The 18,989-nt window shown below is 42.7% G+C and carries 17 protein-coding genes; 2 read left to right on the top strand and 15 right to left on the bottom strand.

The window, feature by feature from the left end:
• Nucleotides 1-35: 35 nt before the first annotated feature.
• A complete protein-coding gene (locus I6E84_RS01135; protein WP_197215583.1) occupies nucleotides 36-746 on the bottom strand; it encodes an HAD family hydrolase in 711 nt (236 codons plus the stop codon).
• Nucleotides 747-823: 77 nt separating this feature from the next.
• Nucleotides 824-1,651, bottom strand: coding sequence for a bifunctional 2-polyprenyl-6-hydroxyphenol methylase/3-demethylubiquinol 3-O-methyltransferase UbiG (gene ubiG / locus I6E84_RS01130; protein WP_110922007.1), 828 nt, complete (start codon nucleotides 1,649-1,651; stop codon nucleotides 824-826).
• Nucleotides 1,652-2,112: 461 nt separating this feature from the next.
• Here ubiG and I6E84_RS01125 point away from each other — a divergent pair, with 461 nt between their 5' ends.
• The gene (locus I6E84_RS01125) at nucleotides 2,113-2,736 is read left to right on the top strand and encodes a thiol:disulfide interchange protein DsbA/DsbL (RefSeq protein ID WP_197215582.1); all 624 of its coding nucleotides are present in this window, start codon (nucleotides 2,113-2,115) and stop codon (nucleotides 2,734-2,736) included.
• A 194-nt stretch (nucleotides 2,737-2,930) separates the two neighbouring features.
• Here the strand turns inward: I6E84_RS01125 and yjgA are convergent, their stop codons facing one another.
• The 8 genes from yjgA to mazG form a co-directional block, all read right to left on the bottom strand.
• Nucleotides 2,931-3,443, bottom strand: a complete 513-nt coding sequence (yjgA, locus tag I6E84_RS01120; RefSeq protein ID WP_110922009.1) for a ribosome biogenesis factor YjgA — start codon at nucleotides 3,441-3,443, stop codon at nucleotides 2,931-2,933.
• A 49-nt stretch (nucleotides 3,444-3,492) separates the two neighbouring features.
• The gene (gene rapZ, locus I6E84_RS01115; RefSeq protein WP_197099642.1) at nucleotides 3,493-4,458 is read right to left on the bottom strand and encodes an RNase adapter RapZ; all 966 of its coding nucleotides are present in this window, start codon (nucleotides 4,456-4,458) and stop codon (nucleotides 3,493-3,495) included.
• A gap of 164 nt (nucleotides 4,459-4,622) precedes the next feature.
• Nucleotides 4,623-5,522: a pantoate--beta-alanine ligase gene (panC, locus tag I6E84_RS01110; protein WP_197215581.1), complete on the bottom strand. Its 900-nt coding sequence runs from the start codon at nucleotides 5,520-5,522 to the stop codon at nucleotides 4,623-4,625.
• Nucleotides 5,523-5,561: 39 nt separating this feature from the next.
• Entirely contained in the window at nucleotides 5,562-6,362 is an 801-nt protein-coding gene (gene panB / locus I6E84_RS01105) for a 3-methyl-2-oxobutanoate hydroxymethyltransferase (protein ID WP_197215580.1), read from the bottom strand.
• Between the two features lie 92 nt (nucleotides 6,363-6,454).
• Nucleotides 6,455-6,979: a 2-amino-4-hydroxy-6-hydroxymethyldihydropteridine diphosphokinase gene (folK, locus tag I6E84_RS01100; protein WP_413786924.1), complete on the bottom strand. Its 525-nt coding sequence runs from the start codon at nucleotides 6,977-6,979 to the stop codon at nucleotides 6,455-6,457.
• 1 nt (nucleotide 6,980) lies between these two features.
• A complete protein-coding gene (gene pcnB / locus I6E84_RS01095) occupies nucleotides 6,981-9,218 on the bottom strand; it encodes a polynucleotide adenylyltransferase PcnB (RefSeq protein ID WP_197215578.1) in 2,238 nt (745 codons plus the stop codon).
• A 166-nt stretch (nucleotides 9,219-9,384) separates the two neighbouring features.
• Nucleotides 9,385-9,759, bottom strand: coding sequence for a ComEA family DNA-binding protein (locus I6E84_RS01090; protein ID WP_197215576.1), 375 nt, complete (start codon nucleotides 9,757-9,759; stop codon nucleotides 9,385-9,387).
• Nucleotides 9,743-10,624, bottom strand: a complete 882-nt coding sequence (gene mazG, locus I6E84_RS01085; RefSeq protein WP_197215574.1) for a nucleoside triphosphate pyrophosphohydrolase — start codon at nucleotides 10,622-10,624, stop codon at nucleotides 9,743-9,745. The genes I6E84_RS01090 and mazG overlap by 17 nt, the downstream gene beginning before the upstream one ends.
• 188 nt (nucleotides 10,625-10,812) lie before the next feature.
• Here mazG and I6E84_RS01080 point away from each other — a divergent pair, with 188 nt between their 5' ends.
• On the top strand, nucleotides 10,813-12,300 hold the full coding sequence (locus I6E84_RS01080) for a phosphomannomutase CpsG (protein ID WP_197099635.1): 1,488 nt from the start codon (nucleotides 10,813-10,815) through the stop codon (nucleotides 12,298-12,300).
• A 99-nt stretch (nucleotides 12,301-12,399) separates the two neighbouring features.
• Here I6E84_RS01080 and I6E84_RS01075 read toward each other — a convergent pair whose 3' ends face one another.
• From I6E84_RS01075 to I6E84_RS01055, 5 genes are all read right to left on the bottom strand, one after another.
• Nucleotides 12,400-13,746 carry a UDP-glucose/GDP-mannose dehydrogenase family protein gene (locus tag I6E84_RS01075; RefSeq protein ID WP_413786927.1) on the bottom strand — a complete coding sequence of 449 codons (1,347 nt, stop codon included), beginning with the start codon at nucleotides 13,744-13,746 and terminating at the stop codon, nucleotides 12,400-12,402.
• Nucleotides 13,747-13,825: 79 nt separating this feature from the next.
• Nucleotides 13,826-15,502, bottom strand: coding sequence for a glucose-6-phosphate isomerase (gene pgi / locus I6E84_RS01070; RefSeq protein ID WP_197099633.1), 1,677 nt, complete (start codon nucleotides 15,500-15,502; stop codon nucleotides 13,826-13,828).
• Between the two features lie 3 nt (nucleotides 15,503-15,505).
• On the bottom strand, nucleotides 15,506-16,384 hold the full coding sequence (locus I6E84_RS01065) for a UTP--glucose-1-phosphate uridylyltransferase (RefSeq protein ID WP_197215571.1): 879 nt from the start codon (nucleotides 16,382-16,384) through the stop codon (nucleotides 15,506-15,508).
• Nucleotides 16,385-16,589: 205 nt separating this feature from the next.
• Nucleotides 16,590-17,705 carry a hypothetical protein gene (locus I6E84_RS01060; RefSeq protein ID WP_197215569.1) on the bottom strand — a complete coding sequence of 372 codons (1,116 nt, stop codon included), beginning with the start codon at nucleotides 17,703-17,705 and terminating at the stop codon, nucleotides 16,590-16,592.
• Between the two features lie 152 nt (nucleotides 17,706-17,857).
• On the bottom strand, nucleotides 17,858-18,985 hold the full coding sequence (locus I6E84_RS01055; protein WP_197099630.1) for a phytanoyl-CoA dioxygenase family protein: 1,128 nt from the start codon (nucleotides 18,983-18,985) through the stop codon (nucleotides 17,858-17,860).
• Between the last annotated feature and the right edge of the window lie 4 nt (nucleotides 18,986-18,989).

Genomic DNA, 18,989 nt, shown 5'->3' with positions numbered 1-18,989 from the left:
GGATATCATTTATATCCATACTTTTGCTCTATGTTTTATAAATAATCAAATTTACCAGATGTCAGCAGCAATTTACTTAATTGCTCAGGTGTCTCGGTAATGTAGTCTGCGCCCCACTTCTTTAGGTTTTTTTGATCTTGCGGCGGGATATAACCATATGCTGCCAAAATCGTCGGCATGCCAGCTGCATTACCAGATTCGATATCGCGTATATGATCGCCAACATAAATCACACAGCCAGCTGCACCACGAGGTATACCTAGCTTTTCGAGTGCCATATACATAGGCTCTGGATCAGGTTTTGGGCGAGACACGTCATCAGGACAGACCAACACCGCACAGCGTTCGTCCAACTGCATTGTGTTTAATAGTTTCTCTGCCAAATAACGCGGCTTGTTAGTCACAATACCCCATGGCACTCTTTTCGCTTCGAGGTCTGTAAGCACTTCCTCTAATTCAGCGAATACACAGCTATCGACACATATATCTGCCTCATAATCATCCAAAAACTGCTGACGAAAATCAAGCAAGGTTTCTTCACTGACATCGAGTTGCTCGTTATGTCGTAACATCAACTGTACCATCGCTGAGGCCCCGGCAGAAACCTGCTCACGTATCTCCGACTCAGGTGGTGCTTGCCAATTGTTTTCGAGGCTCATCTTACCGATGATACGGACGAAGTCAGCAGCAGTATCAATTAAGGTCCCATCGAGGTCAAACAACACTGCTTTTACAAATTGGGCCATAGCAAATACTCTCAAGGTGAATAACAAGATTAATAAAATATGATGTCACAAAAGCAACCGAACACAGTATCAGATTTTTAAGCCATTGGTTTTTGTACAGCAATCATATAATTGACATCGACATTCTGTGCCAGCCAATAACGCTTGGTCAATGGATTATAATGCAACCCAATGATGTCTTTACGCACAAATCCAGCATTGCCTGCCATTTTATCTAATTCGGCTGGGGTAATAAACTTGGCATAATCATGCGTACCACGATCCAGTAAGCGCAGTACGTATTCTGCTCCAACAATGGCAAACAAATATGATTTGGGGTTACGGTTAATGGTCGAAAGTACACAAACGCCACCTGGTGCTAGTAGATCAAAACAAGCCTGCACAATTGAACTCGGATCAGGAACATGCTCAAGCATTTCCATACAACTCACCACATCGAACTGACCTGCATGCGTCTGTGCTAAGCTCTCTACTGGAATATGTTGATAGCGCAAAGTATCCTCTAAACCACTCTGCTCTGCATGTAACGCTGCTGCTTTTAGATTTTCAGTACCTAAATCAACCCCCGTCACATCAGCGCCACGACGTGCCATTGATTCTGACAATATACCGCCGCCACAACCGACATCCAGCACTTTTTTACCCGCTAATCCAGTCTCAGCTGACTTGCTAGAGTCGTGGCTTTGATAACTGCGCTTAACGTTTTCTTCTATCCAATTTAAGCGTAATGGATTGATTTCATGTAAGGTTGCAAACGCGCCCGTATTGCTCCACCACTCACTGGCCAAGTTGTTAAACTTTTCAACTTCGCTAGGATCGACATTGATAGCATTAGCATGGGTATCATTGACGGTGGTATTCATTTGCTCATTCAAAGAAGGCTGGGAAGATAGAGCTGAACTCATAGCGTTTTTCCTTTATTGTCATTATCATATACAGTACGCAATTATGCGTTTAATATTAGCATGCGAGCAGCCATTTTGTTGTGAGGACATCGTCACCGATTGTGAAGTGTGATAACAAACTCTAGCCAATCATCACTTTGAATCATTTGGGCCGCCACCCTTGGTAATAAGCTCAAGCAGCATACCATTCAGACGACCAAACTCTAAAAACAATATCAAAAGCCATAAAAACTAATAATAATGAGTGTCTAGAACAATAAGCAATATACCTTAAATAATAGCTCACAGCTTTACAACCATTGGTTAAGAATCAGATTCACAAGTACACACATTTTACATTATCATAGTCGATACGCTATTATAGTTAGATTATACTCGACGCTATACCGTTTATACACTCAAAACTATTGCTATAGAAGCCTCCTAACACACCCTAAATCTCTACATCTCAAGGATAAAGTATGAAACGTGTCATCACACTGACTGGTCTAGCCATGGCTATTGGTCTTGCCACTACAGGCGCACAAGCCGCTGATTATGTCGCTGGAAAAGACTATCGCGTGCTAGACAATCCAGAAAAAATTAGCGGTGATGCTATCATTGTTCGTGAGTTTTTTTGGTACGGTTGTCCGCATTGTAACGCGTTGAATCCACATATGGAAAAATGGGCAAAGAATAAAGATAAAGACGTTGCCTTCTTCAAAACGCCAGCAGCAATGAATAATGTTTGGGAAACCAATGCTCGTGGTTTCTATGCAGCGCAGTTATTAGGATTCGAAAGCAAAACACATGATGCCATGTTTGATGCAATCCACAAAGATGGTAAAAAACTGTTTGACCAACAGTCAATAAGCAAATGGTATGGTTCACAAGGTGTTGACGAGAAAAAATTCAACAGCCTTTATAATTCATTCGCTGTTGGTACAAAAATTGGTCGCTCACAAGCTGGCGCCAAACGCTATCAAGTATCAGGTGTACCAACGGTTGTGGTACAAGGTAAATATGTCATCAGTGGTCAAGACGCTACTGTGCCTAAGATCGTTGACTTTTTAGTCGATAAAGTTCGTGCTGAAAAGAAAAAATAGTATAGCTTCTATTTATTATATATAGATAAGAGATATATTAAGCCATACAAAAAGCCAATCATATAATGATTGGCTTTTTTGTGTTTCAGTACTGCTGTTTGAACATTTTGGCTAGCCTGTAGGTCTATAAACACTATGTGCCTATAAACTGTGGTTTCTATAAACTAAGCCTGGCTATCAAGTTTATACGTTCATTATTTTTTTAGCTGTGACAGTATAGCTACTTCACGAATATAACTGGCCAAATCTGCTTTTGACTCTGACATTAGCTCATCATCATTTGTATGCTTAGCATACTCAATCCAAAGCAATAGCTGATACATACTATGGTGCTCAGAAGCTTTATATTGTTTAACAAACTGCTTGAGCGTACCTTCATCATTGATATTGAGACGCTCATACCAGCTCTCTATCTTAGAAACTTGCTCTTTAGGAAAGTATGAATCAAATAGTGCCTTGATCAGCTCATGACGATTTTCTTCAATCATAAGCTTGCCAACACGTTTGGTCTGACGATTACGCGCATTGGCGCTAGTAATATCGGCAAGTGCCATCAGCTCTGCCATAAAGTAATCACTGGCAGGCAAGGCTTTCAGCTGTTTTTTTGACAAACTCGCAAGCGGTATCGATAACTGCTGTAAGCGCTCATGGGCTTTTTTGAGTTCTGTGCGCGAGACGCGCATATCCTGTTCTTTCCAGTCGATCATAAAAGCTTTCCAAAATAATAAATAATAAAATGAATAGTGTCTGCTGCTATTACCAGCGACTTTTTTCGCGATGTTTAGCCAGCACTTTTACGCCTTTCGGCATAACATCAGCAAGACGACGCTGTAAATTATCGGTGATGAATACGGAACGGTGCTTACCACCAGTACAGCCAATCGCCACTGTCACCGTATGGCGGTTATTGTGTAAAAAATCTGGTAGCCAACGTGTTAAGAACTTTTCGAGATCATCGGTCATCTCGGCGACTTCTGGATAATCGGCAAAGAAGGCTGCCACTTCAGTATCTAAACCTGTCGACGTACGTAGTTCAGGGTTCCAATGTGGATTGGGCAAAATTCTCACATCGAATACAAAATCAGCATCAATAGGACTGCCGTATTTAAAACCGAAAGACAGCAAATTAATGACTATCTGATTATCGACACCAGTATGCTCGCGCAAACTGTCTTTTAATTGATGGATATTCAGCGTGCTGGTATCAATTCTAATATCGGCATGACCCGCAATTGGTTCTAATAGCTCAACTTCTTTTTTAATAGCCGCTGGTAAATTAAAAGCAATATGCTTTGCATTATCACTATCAATATCCTGCGACATCAAAGGATGTACGCGGCGAGTTGCATTAAAACGTGCTATCAATGTGCTTTCTTGTGCAGTCACATAGAGCACTTGAACAGCATTTGCGCCATACGTTTTTTTGAGCAGATCATGTGTTTGTGCAAAGTTAGATAAATCAGCACGCGGCGTACGAATATCGACACCAAGCGCAATACGATGAATACCACTTTCGTTGACCAATTTATGCGCTGCATCGGGTAACAAGGACAGTGGCAGATTATCGATAGAGTAATATCCCAAATCTTCTAAGATATTCAATACTGAAGTTTTGCCTGATCCTGAACGGCCCGATACAACGAGAATACTAAGTGTATCAGAGGTTGCTTTACGTGCTGCCGGCTCAGACTGATCGTTGTTTTCGCCTTGATTTATATCCATGCTCTACCCACCCTAGTCCATTGCACTTAACAAATCGCCATGTATATATAGTCAATCCTCTATAAAAGAGTGACAGCGTTAACCTCGCTTGAAGTATGACATATACATCTGCACTCGGTTGCCTTGACTCTCTTTTAAACTGAACCAACTATAACTAACAGTAGCTAATCTACTATCACTAATTGATTGTCCAATAAACGCGCACGTCCTAGCCAAGCAGCAACCAGAATAATCAAGTTTTTATTTTCTACGTTAAAATTATCAGTCTCACTAACGACCGAGTCTAGCGTATCAGTTTTTATTTCTAAATAATCAATCGTGAAACCAGCATCATTAATACGCAACTGGGTTTCTGATAGTAATGATTGAACGACTTGTGGACTCTGCTCGCCACTCTCTAACCGTTCTGCTAAATACTGCAATGCTTGATGTAATACCGGTGCTATGTGACGCTCAGTAGCGCTCAAGTATTGGTTACGCGATGATAATGCCAAGCCATCAGCAGCACGGACAATGGGTGCACCAATAATATTAATAGGATAGCTTAGGTCACGTACCAACTGCTGAATAATCGCTAACTGCTGGTAGTCTTTTTGTCCAAAAACAGCAATATCAGGTTGTACGATATTAAACAATTTAGAAACGACAATACCAACACCATCAAAATGTCCTGGGCGCGACTGACCGCACAATTGAGTCGTAATATTACCAGCAAGAACAAAGGTCGGTGGCGGTAATACTGGGTACATCTCATCAATACTAGGCGCAAAGACATAATCTGTATCAACCGTGGCTAGCTTTGCAACATCTTCATCAAGTGTGCGAGGATAGCTCTCAAAATCCTCTCCTTCTCCAAACTGGGTAGGATTGACAAAAATACTAACCACTACAATATCAGCATGTTGCTTAGCAATTTTCACTAATTCAAGATGGCCATCATGCAGGTTGCCCATCGTGGGTACTAACGCAATACGTGGTTGGCTGCTCTGATTCTCATTTTTTTGACCACGATAAGGCTGTAAAGCGGCACGTAGTGCTGAGATATGATGATGAATAATAGGCATGATTAAATATTCTTCTATCTATAATCGTAAAACTAACTATTAATTGAATTGATGCTGTTCAGTAGGGAAGCTGCCTCCACGTACTGACTGCTGATAGAGGGCAAATGCCCCTTCAATACTGTGCGCAGTATTACGCTCATCTGTCAGAAAATCATGAACAAAGCGTGGCACACGGCCGTGAGCCATGCCTAACATGTCATGCATAACCAAGACTTGACCATCAGTATCTGCACCAGCACCAATGCCAATGACTGGCACTGCGACGGCTTCCGTAACGGCTTTTGCAAGTTCAGCAGGCACACATTCTAATACTAGTAGTGCAGCACCTGCAGCGACAACTGCTTTGGCATCAGCAAGCAGTTTGTCCGCTGCTTCATCACCGCGACCTTGAATTTTATAGCCACCAAAGACATTGACTGATTGCGGTGTCAGACCGAGATGTACACAAGTGGGTGTACCTGCCTGTGCTAATGTCGTGACCAACTCACAGAGCTCACTACCGCCCTCAATTTTGATCACGTGCGCGCCTGCTTGCATAAGCTTACGGCTATTAGCAATCGCTTCTGGCAGTGTCACATAGCTCATAAACGGCAGATCAGATAAAATGAGTGCACGGCTGTTACTACGGGCGATATTGGCAGTATGATAAGCCATATCATCGACCGTCACGGGCAGCGTTGAGTCATGACCTTGCACGACCATGCCCAAACTATCACCGATTAAGATGGTATCAATCTCTGCCTTGTCCATCATCCGTGCAAACATCGAGTCATAGCACGTCAAGCAAGTGAACTTAGTACCTTCTTTTTTAAATTTATTTAACGTAGATAGCGTCGTCATATGACCCTCAATTATTCTGCTGTGCAGCTACTCATTAATATTTTTTATCAGTCATTAACAATGCTAACAACGACTATTCTAACATTTGAAAATCATGCGTCGTTTGCCAGTAACTTCAAACCTGTCCAATCTGCACTCTGTAGATAATCACCGATCGGCGTACCTTTGATTATCAAGTTTGGCGCCAATTCCCGAAGCGGTATCAGTACAAAGTTACGCTCAGTCAATCCAACATGCGGTATGCTTAATTGTGGCTCTGCAATGCGTACTTCACCATACAATAAAATATCGACATCGAGACTACGCTCTCCCCAATGTCGTATACGAGCACGCATGGCTTGCGACTCTAACTGCTGGCAAAATGCAAGCAGCTCAAGCGCGGGTAACGTCGTCTCAAAACCAACAACCGCATTGACAAAATCAGGCTGATCTTGCGGCCCCATAGGAGCTGATGCGTAAAATGAGGATACTTGAACATCACATACCTGCTCATGCTCTCGCATCGTTGCAATTGCTTGCTGCAAATGCTCTGCTGGTGAGCCCAGCTCATTAGCGAGATTGCTACCCAAACCTACATAGCAGGTAACCCAACCAGTATCATCCGTATTGTTATCCATATTAGGCATTTTCAATACTTGGCTGACGACGGCGACGCTTCGATGGCACAGGGCCCTTATTGTCACTCACGTTATTAGCAGTAACCTTGCTATGAGCCGCTTGACTGGTTTTAGCAGCTTTGCTTTCTACCGCTTTTGCTGATTTTTTAGCTGTTGCAGGAGCAGCAACTTTCGCTACTGGCTTATGCTCTGTCGGCTTCTTGGCTTTAGTATCTGCTTTATCAGCGGACTGAACTGCCGACTTAGGTACTTTTTTCGTATACTTAGCACTAGCAGTAGCTTGCTCGTTATTAGCCGCTATTTCTATCTGAGGCGTTGCATTGTCTACCGTAGTAGGCTCACGACGACGGCGCTTATGCGGTATCGGCTCATTGTTCATACTTACTAGTGCAGGCGATCTGGCCACCGAACGAGTAATATGTGTTGTAGATACAGGCTGAGTCTCTGATGGTTTAGCTCTAGATGATGGAACACTATTTGAACGAGCCGGACGTGTACCTTCTACTCGCTCCGCCTTCTTAGACGACGTGTTCTGAGTTGCTGCTTTTTGCTGCACAGGTTCATTAGAACGTTTAGACTTATCATTACCTGACAGTTGCTTTTGTAATGGTGGCACGACTTTCTCATGCTCTATAACAAATAACGGCGCAGGCTTAGAATGATGACGTTTATTTGCCGTTTGGCTGCTAGTATTGGCAAGAGACAACTGCTGCAATTGGGCAAGCTCATTACTGTCTTGCTTTGCTTGCTGAAACTCATGGCTATTGCTTTTGTTGCTACCAGACTGCTTAGCAGGAGCTGATTGACTAGCAGCGCGGCGACGGCGTGCTGGAATATTTGACGCATCATTTACCATTGTCTGCTCATTCCTACCCTGCTCGGCACTGTTACTCGCTTTGCTTTGCTTGGTGTTTTTTTGATGAGAGACTGTGTTATCACCACTGTTTGACTCTGGCTTTTGACGATTGCGTCCACGACCACGCTGTCCCTGCTGCTTATAGGCACCACGGCGAATATTTTCGTCAAACTCATCAACAGCCTGCTCTTGGTCTTGCTCGGACAGTGTCTGATACGTCTGCCACCAGTCACCCATACCATTGGTAGACTCTGATAGCGGATGCTCAGCGTCACCGCATTGCTCACGTAATAACAAAAAGTCAAAACCCGCACGGAAGCGTGGATGCTCAGAGAGCTGGACGATTTGTTTGCTACGTGGGGCTGCAAGTTTTGGCTGTAATACCCAAATATCACGGATAAACTGCTCTGCAAACTTAGGAATCGCGGTCTTAATACGTTGACGATCGATCACTTTACCAGCAGCGTGCATTTGTGCTTCAGCAAATGGCATATTACGTTTTTTAGCTTTTGCCAATTGATGGAGGTAGTTTTCCCACAATAGCGCGGCATAAAAGAACGCAGGATTGATACTTTTTCCCGCTGCAATACGTTTGTCCGTATTGATAGCCACTTGTTTGACTAGCGCACTTGGCTCAGACGGCGGATAAATAATTAAGCTGTCAATCGCACCTGATTCAAACAATAACGGCAGCAGTGGTACTAAATAGCCACCCGTAAACATCTTCTGCGTTTCATCATAAAGGCGATGCGGTGATATTTGCTCAAGTAGCGCCCAATTACCATCATGAAACTGATCAGACAATGCCTCATCAAATTCAAAACCAAGCTTGGCCTTGAAACGCAAAGCACGTAACAAGCGCACGGGATCTTCTTCAATACGCACTGGCGCATGGCCAAGCAGTCGAATGATTTTGTTATCAATATCTTCAAGCGCACCACAAAAATCATGAACCACACCTTTAAGCGGTTGATAATAGAGTGCATTGATAGAAAAATCACGACGGGAGAAATCTTGTTTGATATCGCCCCAAACATTGTCGCGCAGGATCATACCGTCTTGATTGGTATTAGCATCACTGGTTGGTGGGCCACGGAAAGTAGCAACTTCTATCAACTCGCGACCTGAATACACATGCGCTAATTGGAAGCGACGACCGATAATGCGGCAGCGCTTACCAAAGACGTCTTTAATCTCATGCGGCTTGGCATCGGTGACGGCATCAAAGTCTTTCGGGCGCAGACCTAATAAAGTATCGCGCACACCACCGCCGACGATATATGCGTCAAACCCAGCTCGGGTTAAAGTGGCAATTACTTCAGTAATGGAATTGGGTAATTCAGATTTATTCAGTTCTAACTGCTTGGCGGCACGCTCGGCCATGCATCTACTCCTCGCCGGTATTCTTTGACCACCCCTGATGAACACAGCGTTTATCAGGCGGATGTACCCACTAGTTTAACAAATTTTGGACGCAGTAGGTGTGTTATGACATTTACTTACGTGCTATTTTGTCAATATCGGGGTTAATTAAAGCAAAATAATGCCCTTAATCTTGTACGCTCAAACGACTTCGATTTTTCTCAACGGTTTTTGCACCGATACCTTTGACCTTTGCTAACTCATCAACTGTCTTAAAATTACCAAACATCTCACGATATAAAATAATCGCTTGGGCCTTGCTGCTGCCGATACCATTGAGTGAAACCAACTCACCTTCGCTGGTACGATTGATATTCACAGTATATTGCTCACGCGCTTGAGTTTTGGCATTTTCTTGTGACAACAGGTACTCATAGGCACGCTGAGGATCATCAAAACAGGGCGCTGCATTAGCATTGTTAAGTATCAAGATAGCCAAAACACAACCTAAAATAGCTGTCTTGGCTACGCTAGCAAACGAGACTTTAGGATGAGCGTTCATGTTGTTTCGCCGCTTCCCACAGTGCATCCATTTCTGTTATATCACTATCTTCTAATCGCTTGCCAGCTACATCTAATTGCTCTTCAATGTAGCCAAAGCGTGACTTAAATTTATGCACACACGTCAGCGTTGCTGTTTCTGCATCAAGGTTTAACTTGCGAGCGACATTGACTAGGGCAAACATACAATCACCCAGTTCTTTTTCGACTTCTCTGATATTGGCTGTGCTTATGTCGTATTTAGCAGCTTCTTTAGACTTATCCGTCAACTCATTTTTTAGTTCGGCAATCTCTTCATCTAGCTTATCCACTGCCCCTGCAATACCTTCCCAATCAAACCCCAACTTTGAGGCTTGCTTTTGCACATCTTGTGCTTGCATGAGCGCACTGCCTACTTTGGTATTATCCAGACGTCGCTTTGGTTTACCGCGTGCCTCACGTGCGTGCTGCTCTTCCGCTTTAATCTCATCCCAACGTACTTTTACCGCTGCATCGTCTGTTAGGGTTTCGGCCTCAAACACATGCGGATGACGACGAATCAGCTTCTCTTGTAAGGTGGTAATAACGTCACTCATATCAAAGCGCCCTTGCTCAGCATACATCTGACAATGAAACACCACTTGCAGTAGCACATCACCCAACTCGCCTTTGATATCTTCATCATCATCGCTTTGTACCGCTTCGCCTAGCTCATAAGCCTCTTCGATGGCATAAGGAATGAGGCTATGATTGCTTTGCTTCTTATCCCATGGACAATCAACTCGCAGCCGCGCCATCAATGCTAAAAGATCATCAAGCTGGCCTGTGGCTTCTGGTGTTCCTTGTACTGGTACAGGCACTGTGATTTTATTGTCGAGAGTATTCATAAGGGAGGCTCTTATCGTTTTGTTTGTTATTTTATTCGGTGGCTTAGTATAAAGTTAATCAATAACTATTGGCGCGTGTTTGATGCATCATTGAGTGGTTAGTGTATCATTGAACTCTGATTGGCCTATAATTGTGCTATCTGCTTTATTATTTTACCACTGCTCACGCGCAAGGAATTTTTACCATTATGTCTACTTCTGCGACCATTAGCTATCAGCCAAAGACTGAATTCAATCCTATTACGATCAGCTCATTCAAAGCTTACGATATACGTGGTGAGCTTGGCGTTAATCTGAATGAAGAGATTGCTTACCGTATTGGGCGCGCCTTTGCGCAGATTCTATATCAGCGTCATAGTACAGTAGGTGAGACTCATGACAATGATATGACAAATCTAAAACCTGCCATTGTCATCGGTAGCGACATTCGCCATTCTAGTGAACAGCTTAAACAGGCTACCATAGCAGGTATTATTGATGCTGGTATTGATGTGATTGATTTGGGTATGACTGGTACTGAGGAGGTATATTTTGCCACCAGTCATTATCAGGCATTGGGTGGTATCGAAGTGACTGCCAGTCACAACCCTATCAATTATAATGGCCTAAAACTGGTCAAAGAACATTCAAAACCAATCAGTGCTGATGATGGTTTGGCAGAGATTCAGGCACTTGCAGAATCTGGCAAATTCACGACTGACAATCCATCAGGAAAACTAAAATTATTGACCGATAAAAGTGCTTATGTCGATCATGTCATGACCTTTATCGATACGGATAAACTAAAGCCACTCAAGCTGGTCATTAACTCAGGCAATGGCAGCGCTGGCCCAGTGGTTGATTTATTAATTGAGAAGCTAGCACAAGTGGATGCACCGATTGAAGTGATTAAATTACATCATGCCCCTGATGGCAGCTTTCCTAACGGCATTCCCAACCCTATGATCGAAGCCAATAGAGTGGCTACCCAGCAAGCCGTTTTGGAAAACAATGCTGATCTTGGCATTGCTTTTGATGGTGACTTTGATCGCTGTTTCCTATTCGATGAACGTGGCGAATTTATCGATGGTAGCTACATCGTTGGTATGCTTGCGCAAGCCTTTTTGAATAAATATCCAAGTGAATCAATCGTCTATGATCCGCGAGTGATCTATAATACCGAAGCGGTGATAGAAGAACACGATGGTAAGGCCGTCATCAGTAAATCTGGACACTCATTTATTAAGCAAGTCATGCGTGACTCTGGCGCGGTATACGGGGGTGAAATGTCTGCCCATCACTATTTCCGTGACTTCTTCTATTGTGATAGCGGCATGATTCCTTGGCTATTAACCATTGAGCTATTGTCCATCACAGGTAAAACCTTATCCGAATTGGTCACAGGCTATATTGCCGCCTATCCCAGCTCAGGCGAATTAAACTTTCACCTCACCACTCACGATGCATCGACGATTATTAGCGCTATTGAAACCAAATTCAGTAGCGAGCAACCAATTAAATCGACGCTTGATGGCCTCAGTCTAAACTTTGGCGAGTGGCGCTTTAATCTGCGTGCTTCAAATACTGAGCCGCTTATCAGATTAAACATTGAAAGTCGCGGCAATCAAAAATTGTTAGCCAATAAGGTACAAGAAATAAAGGAATGGTTAGCAGTACAAGGTGCTGTATCAGCGTAAATTCATACTGTTCAATAAGAATAGCTTTGTTTAAAAATCAAAAAAGGCTCGCTAATAATAATTAGTGAGCCTTTTTCATAAAAAATATTTTTAAGAAACTTACTTAGTGCGACCAATGCCCATATAGTCACCAACTAAGCTATTGATTTGCATTCTGGTCAACGCATTTTGCGCATCAAATACTGGCATGGCTTGCTGATTCATTTTTGCGATATCTAATTGATCTCGTGGCGACCAACTTACGATAAAAATTGCCTGAGCCTCATGAAGTTGCTCGTAAGGAGTGTCAATTAACTCAAGTAAGGGTTGCTGCTCATAGAGCACAGCAAGTTCGGCCTGCGCTTTGTCACTATAGACTATCGTACGAATATTATAAGACCACAACAAAGCCAATAATGGATGAATAGCTGAGCCAGCAGTACGTCCAGATCCTGCTTTATAGCTGCCACCCCAAACCATCACAGTTTTATTATCAATAAAGCCATCAAAATACTGCCAGAACTTACGGAATATCAGCTCTTTTTGGTCTTCGTTGATGTGCATAACTGACTGCAACAGCGGCATATTCAAACTGTGCGTTTGGCTTGACTGCTGTAATTTAGACAATTCAGTCGGGAGTGTATTACCACCGAAGCCCCAACCTGCTTGTAAGTAGCTGCTACCAACGCGTTCGTCCAGCCCCATAATACGACTAACTTGCTTGATATCGACCTGTTGGCTATCCGCCAAGCGTGACATCTCATTCATAAAACTCACTCGCGTCGCGAGCATCGCCATAATACTACTACGGGCAAATTCTATCGTCGCAATATCAGCGTGATGGGCGGCACGCGCGTGCTGCATTAAAGGTTTTAATACTTCTAGATGTTGACTACTGTTGGCGGTTTTTTCACCGAGTAACCATAATGAAGGATTTAACATCGAGCTATAAGCATCGCCGTCTTGCAAAAAGACAAATGGCAGATAGTATATCCAAGCACGCTGTAACTGCTGAGCCAGTGCTGAGACTTTCCCTAACTGCTCAATACCGCTCATAACTACAGGTAGCACCTGCTGATGGCTATGATTGAATGCCGTAATCCAGCTGGCTTCCGTCCATACTAATTTGATGCTATCTAAAAACAACCAGTAAAATGCTACAGTGCTTTGATTATCAACTTCGCCATGATTTGCCGATTCATAGCACTTTATTAACGTATCGGCACTATCGGGCAACGCTTTGCTGGTAATAACCTGCTGCTGCTCATACATCTGCCACAGCGCTTGTAAATGATGCTCAAAGCCATATTGCTGTATCTGCTGAGTTAATAAATCCATATCCGCATACAAATGGATGCGTTGACCTAAGCTTGCCAGCACCACGGCACTGGTAATGGCTTCAATACTATGACCAATAAGCACACAAACTTGATTGCTATCAGTACCTTGTGGTTTAGATATATTCATATACTTGGGAGTATTATCATTTATAGAATCAGCGCTCATAAGCTTACCTTTTCACTTTATTAATGTATCGGCAGCAGAATTAAGACAGCTGTCTAATGCGTTGTAGCAGCTGGTCAGTAGAGGTGTCGAATTGTCCTTGAGACTCTTGCTGCGTGTGTTGCATCGCTTGATGTACGGACTCTGCCATTTGCTTACCCATCTCCACGCCCCATTGATCAAACGGGTTGATATCCCAAATACTGGCCATGACGTAGACCTTATGTTCATAAAGCGCAATCAGCGCTCCCAAACTATGCGGCGTCAGCTCATCGATCAAAAGCGTGGTTGATGGCTGATTGCCACGGTAGTATTTATACTTGTCCGCAGCAGAAGCTACTTGAACCTCAGACTCTTGGAGCGCAGCATTGCCAAACGCCAGTACCCGACTTTGCGCCAAACAATTGGCTAAAGACAGTTCATGCTGCTGTTGTAATGAGGCGTTTTTCACTTCGCCACTATAGCGCCGCACGCAAGCGATAAAATCACAAGAGACTTGCTGTGTTCCTTGATGTAGCAATTGGTAAAACGCATGCTGAGCATTGGAGCCAATCTCACCCCATAGAATCGGGCACGTGTCATAGTCAATATGATCGCCATGCTGGGTAACCGACTTACCATTACTTTCCATCTCTAGTTGAGTCAAATAGCTGGGCAAATAGCTGAGACGACCATCATAAGGTAGTACTGTATGTGCATTCACCTGTAAAAAAGTACTGTTCCAAACGGCAAGCAGCCCTAATAATACCGGTAGGTTCTCCGAAAAATCAGCCTGTGCAAAGTGCTCGTCCATACTGTGCGCACCAGCCAATAACTCTTTAAAACCAGACATACCAATACGAATAGCAATGGCCAATCCAATCGCCGACCATAAAGAGAACCGACCACCGACCCATTCCCAAAGTTGTAGCTGATGCTCAGGATGAATCCCCCAAGCACTCATTTTCTTACTATTGGCTGATATTCCAATAAAGTGGCGGCGTAACACACTGTCTTCAGTGCCTGCACGCAGCTTAGCAGTGGCAAGCAACCAGGATAATGCTGTCTTAGCATTGGATAGGGTATCAACGGTACCAAAGGATTTGGATGAGATAATAAATAAGGTTGTCTCAGGATTTAGATGTTTGAGCAAGTTATCAAGCTGAGTACCATCCATGTTGGACACAAAATGAACTTCAATCTCGGTGTCTGCCCATTCATCAAGCGCAGTCGTTGCCATGAGTGGTCCAAGATCAGAACCACCAACGCCAATATTGACCACATCAGTGATAGCCTTACCTGAAAAACCACGCCATGTACCACTACGAACCCGCTCAGATAGTCTCGCTACCTGCGCTAAACTGTGATGTACATCAGCAACGATATTTTGATTTTCAACTTGTAAAGTCGCTGTTTCTGGCAGACGTAGCGCCGTGTGTAGCGCTGCACGCTCTTCACTGGTATTTACCAAGGCGCCCTGCATAAGCGCGTCAATACGTGTCGATAATTCACAGCTCTCTGCTAGCTGAAATAGAGTTGATAGTATCTGCTCATCAATACATTGCTTGCTATAGTCCATGTACAGCGCGCCAGCTTGCATGCTAAAGCGTGCAGCACGACTGTCATCCTGTGCAAACAGCTGTGCAAGCGACCATGGCTGCTTAGCAAGCATCTGTAGTTGCTGCCAGTATTTAGAACGGCGAGCACTGTGATAGATTATGTCGTCTTTGATATCAACCATCAGCTATTTATCTTCTGCTAGTTGCTGCTCGGCGAAATAGATAAATGCCTGCACATATGAGCGCATATCGCCTGCATCATAGCTATTTCCACGCATCGTCGTGACATTCACTCCGTATTCACTAATCAATGCATCAATAGCATCCGTCAGCTGAATCTCACCACCGACTGAGGCTTTAGTGTTAGCCAAATAATCAAATATTTTATTGCTAAAAACATAACGACCAACGACTGCTAATTTAGAAGGTGCATCGGCTAAGTTGGGCTTTTCTACAAACCCTGCGACTTTAAAGCTAGTGTTAATGTCTGATTGCTCATCAATATTACTAGCATCGCTCAGTTTAGCAATACCGTATTTATGCACATCTTCATCGGCAACATTATCGACCAATATCTGTGAATGGTTGTCTGCGCCAAAAGCATCCATCATAAACGCTAAGTTATCGGCAGACATATCACCAGTAAATGGGTCGAGCACGACATCTGGAAGCAAAACGGCAAAGTCATGCTCTCCGATAATGGGTCGAGCAGCGAGTACCGCATGCCCCAACCCTAAAGCTTTACCCTGACGTATCATCGATACTGTCACATCCTCTGGTAGCCAGTTTAAGCTATCAGCTAGCACTTCTTTGCCTTTCGCTCTAAGCTGGCTGTCAAGCTCGGCATTGATATCGAAGTAGTTTTCAATCGCACTTTTTTGCGCATGACCGACCAAGACGATATGCTTGATACCCGCAGCGATTGCCTCTTCGACGACGTAATGAATAGCAGGACGATTGCCAAGCGGTAGTAGCTCTTTTGGCACGGATTTAGACAATGGCAGCATACGAGTGCCAAAGCCTGCGACAGGTATAACGGCGTGGGTGATGTTAGGTCCAATCATATAAACAAAGCACCTTATTAAGGAAAAATTTTATCTTTTGAGAGAATATCATTATTTCAAAAGTAAAAAATAGTAATAATTAGAATAGGCTATGATAGAGCTCTTGCATGAATCATCGCTAGTCCTTGTGCCTCCATTGGTGGAAGTCAGTGGACTGGTACTTTCGCAAGAGGTTTAATAAAATATAGTTTGAAATTTATACTTCTTAGCCTTCAAGGTTAGAATGAGTAGCTCTCTCAGCCAATAACTTCTTAATAACGTCTTCTACTTCAACTTTTTCATTCTTATCAAAATCAAAATACTTAGGATACAGAATATAGGCAGCAGCAAGAATCTCTTCTACAGTTCGCTTTACTTTACGCCGAGAGTTTGGCTGACGAGCATCCGTAACTCCCCAGCCAGAATAAAAAGGACAACCAAGAGTTGTTACTGGTATATTCCTGAGTAATGCTTCAAATCCTGCTTGGGAAGTTATCGTATATACATGATCGATTGTTTCTAGTGACTGAGCAAGTGGGATGTCATCGACTAATACTTTACAGATGTTTGCCACTTCTTTTGGATCTGAAAGCATTCTACGCTTTTGAAGTAAAACATCTGGATGAGGTTTATAAATTACTTGGGAAGTAGGATTTTCACGTACGGCCAAGCGCACTAAATCATTATTAGTGATAGGAACAGAACAACCATACTTGATAGAGGCATCATCTTCAACTTGCCCAATCACTAAAACTCGGTTTTTAGTTTTTTCTCCGTAAATGCCATTAATATCAACATCCGAATTATGGTTGTATTTGCTTATCCCAGTATCAAGTAAAATATTCTTTAGTCGTATAGCACGGGCCATTAACTCTGAGTTTGAGGCAAAGTCGTAAGTATTAAGAGTATCTTCTAGAGTAGATGCTTGTTGTGCATTGAAATAAACCGTTTTAGAATCAAAATTTAGTGACATAGGTGGAGTATGTTCAGAACCCAAACCTATTGAACGTATAAAACCATCTTCGACATACGTAACTTTTGCACTACTGTCTTTAATGACTTTAGGTAAAGTCATACCCCAAACTAAAACCTCAATATTATTATCGATAATATGAGGCAGATACTTTCTTTTAAGTAAAGATTCATTCAGGTTTATAGGGATATATACAATTTTTTTATTTGGATAAAAGCTCTCTAAGTAAGGTTTTTTCCACTCTTTGATATTAAAGGCAAAAATAGTTCTTTGTGGATCAATTTTGAGATTTTTTCGGTTGTTGAAAAAATCCAGGAAAAACTGTTTAGGATTTAATACTAATTTTCTGGTTAAGCGATATAATACCATTGAAAACCTATTAAGTAATTTCTATAAATAAAACTTGAAAACTCGTAAAATATCTACAGTCATACATTTAGAAATAGTTAAACCTTTAACTTACCCTCAAAATTCAGGCCAGCAAAAGCTGACCTGACAATATAACGTTATAAAAACATTAATTAAATATAGTTCTGCATGAAACGGACACCTGATCGCTGTGCATATTTTCGAACTAGATCAGCAGCTTGATTTAATGCTCTATTTTCACTTGTTGCAACCCGAGAAATCTTCCGCTCTGTTTCAGGCCAAGGTCTGCCAAATAGTGAATTGGTATATTGAACCTGTGCCATCAAACGATGATTACTGATCGGGTTAGCCCCTTTGTGTAGAGCACTTGTGTCTACTAAAAAAACTGTTCCTGCTGGACCAACAATATTAACTTCATTATCCATTAGCCCTGACTTGATTACTGCGCCATCTGTATGCCGACCATCTGACCACATTTCTGAGGGTCTATTACGGTGTGTACCCGGAATCAATGTATGTGGACCAGACTCCATATCAACATCTGTAAGGTATATGAAAAGTTTCACAAACTGCAAGCGATGCATATCATGGTGGTAGAGCTGTGCCGTATCTGAAAGTTCTCTTTGTGATTTAACTTTTCGTGCTGAATTTAAGAAAGCGACAGGAGTGTTAAAAATTGGTGGTACACCCATATACTCTTGAACCATTGCTAACAATATAGGGTCACTTGAAATTTCATACAGTTCTTCAAACGTAGTTAATGGGCCGTGCTTTCCTTTAATCTGTAAAGGAGCATCGTCCGTTCCAAAAATAGCCTTTCCAACATCACTTCCATGATCAGCTTCCATGCTATTCAAAACTTTGTTTTTCAGTCTCTCAACAATTTCAGCAGGCACTTGAAGTTTAGTTTTGTAAAAGCCATGATGCTTTAGATGGTAAAGTCCTGTCTTAACAGTATTAATGGCATCGATATCTTCACCAAAAATAGTCTGTGAAAAATCATATTCTGTCTTACCGATATGATCAGCCATCACATTACTGAATACACGATTGCTACGCCCTTCAGTTTCACTAAAAGCTTCTCGAAAGCGCATATAAGTCAGTTCATCATTGATACCTGTTTTAGCATAGCGCTCATAGCCTTCAAGCACCTTGCGTACTGTCCAAGAAGGGCTGAGATAATTATCAAGATTCATGGATAAATCTTGGGCAGCGCTTGCCTCAAGTCGAACACTATAGTCCCGAGCTTCAATCAGTAGCTTGTCAATCGGCTGATACATCAGT

Source organism: Psychrobacter sp. SCQQ22 (assembly GCF_015864605.1).
In the GTDB taxonomy this organism is placed as follows: Bacteria; Pseudomonadota; Gammaproteobacteria; order Pseudomonadales; family Moraxellaceae; genus Psychrobacter; species Psychrobacter fozii.
Note: the sequence above shows the minus strand (reverse complement) of the source record. Positions and strands in the feature narration are given on the sequence as shown.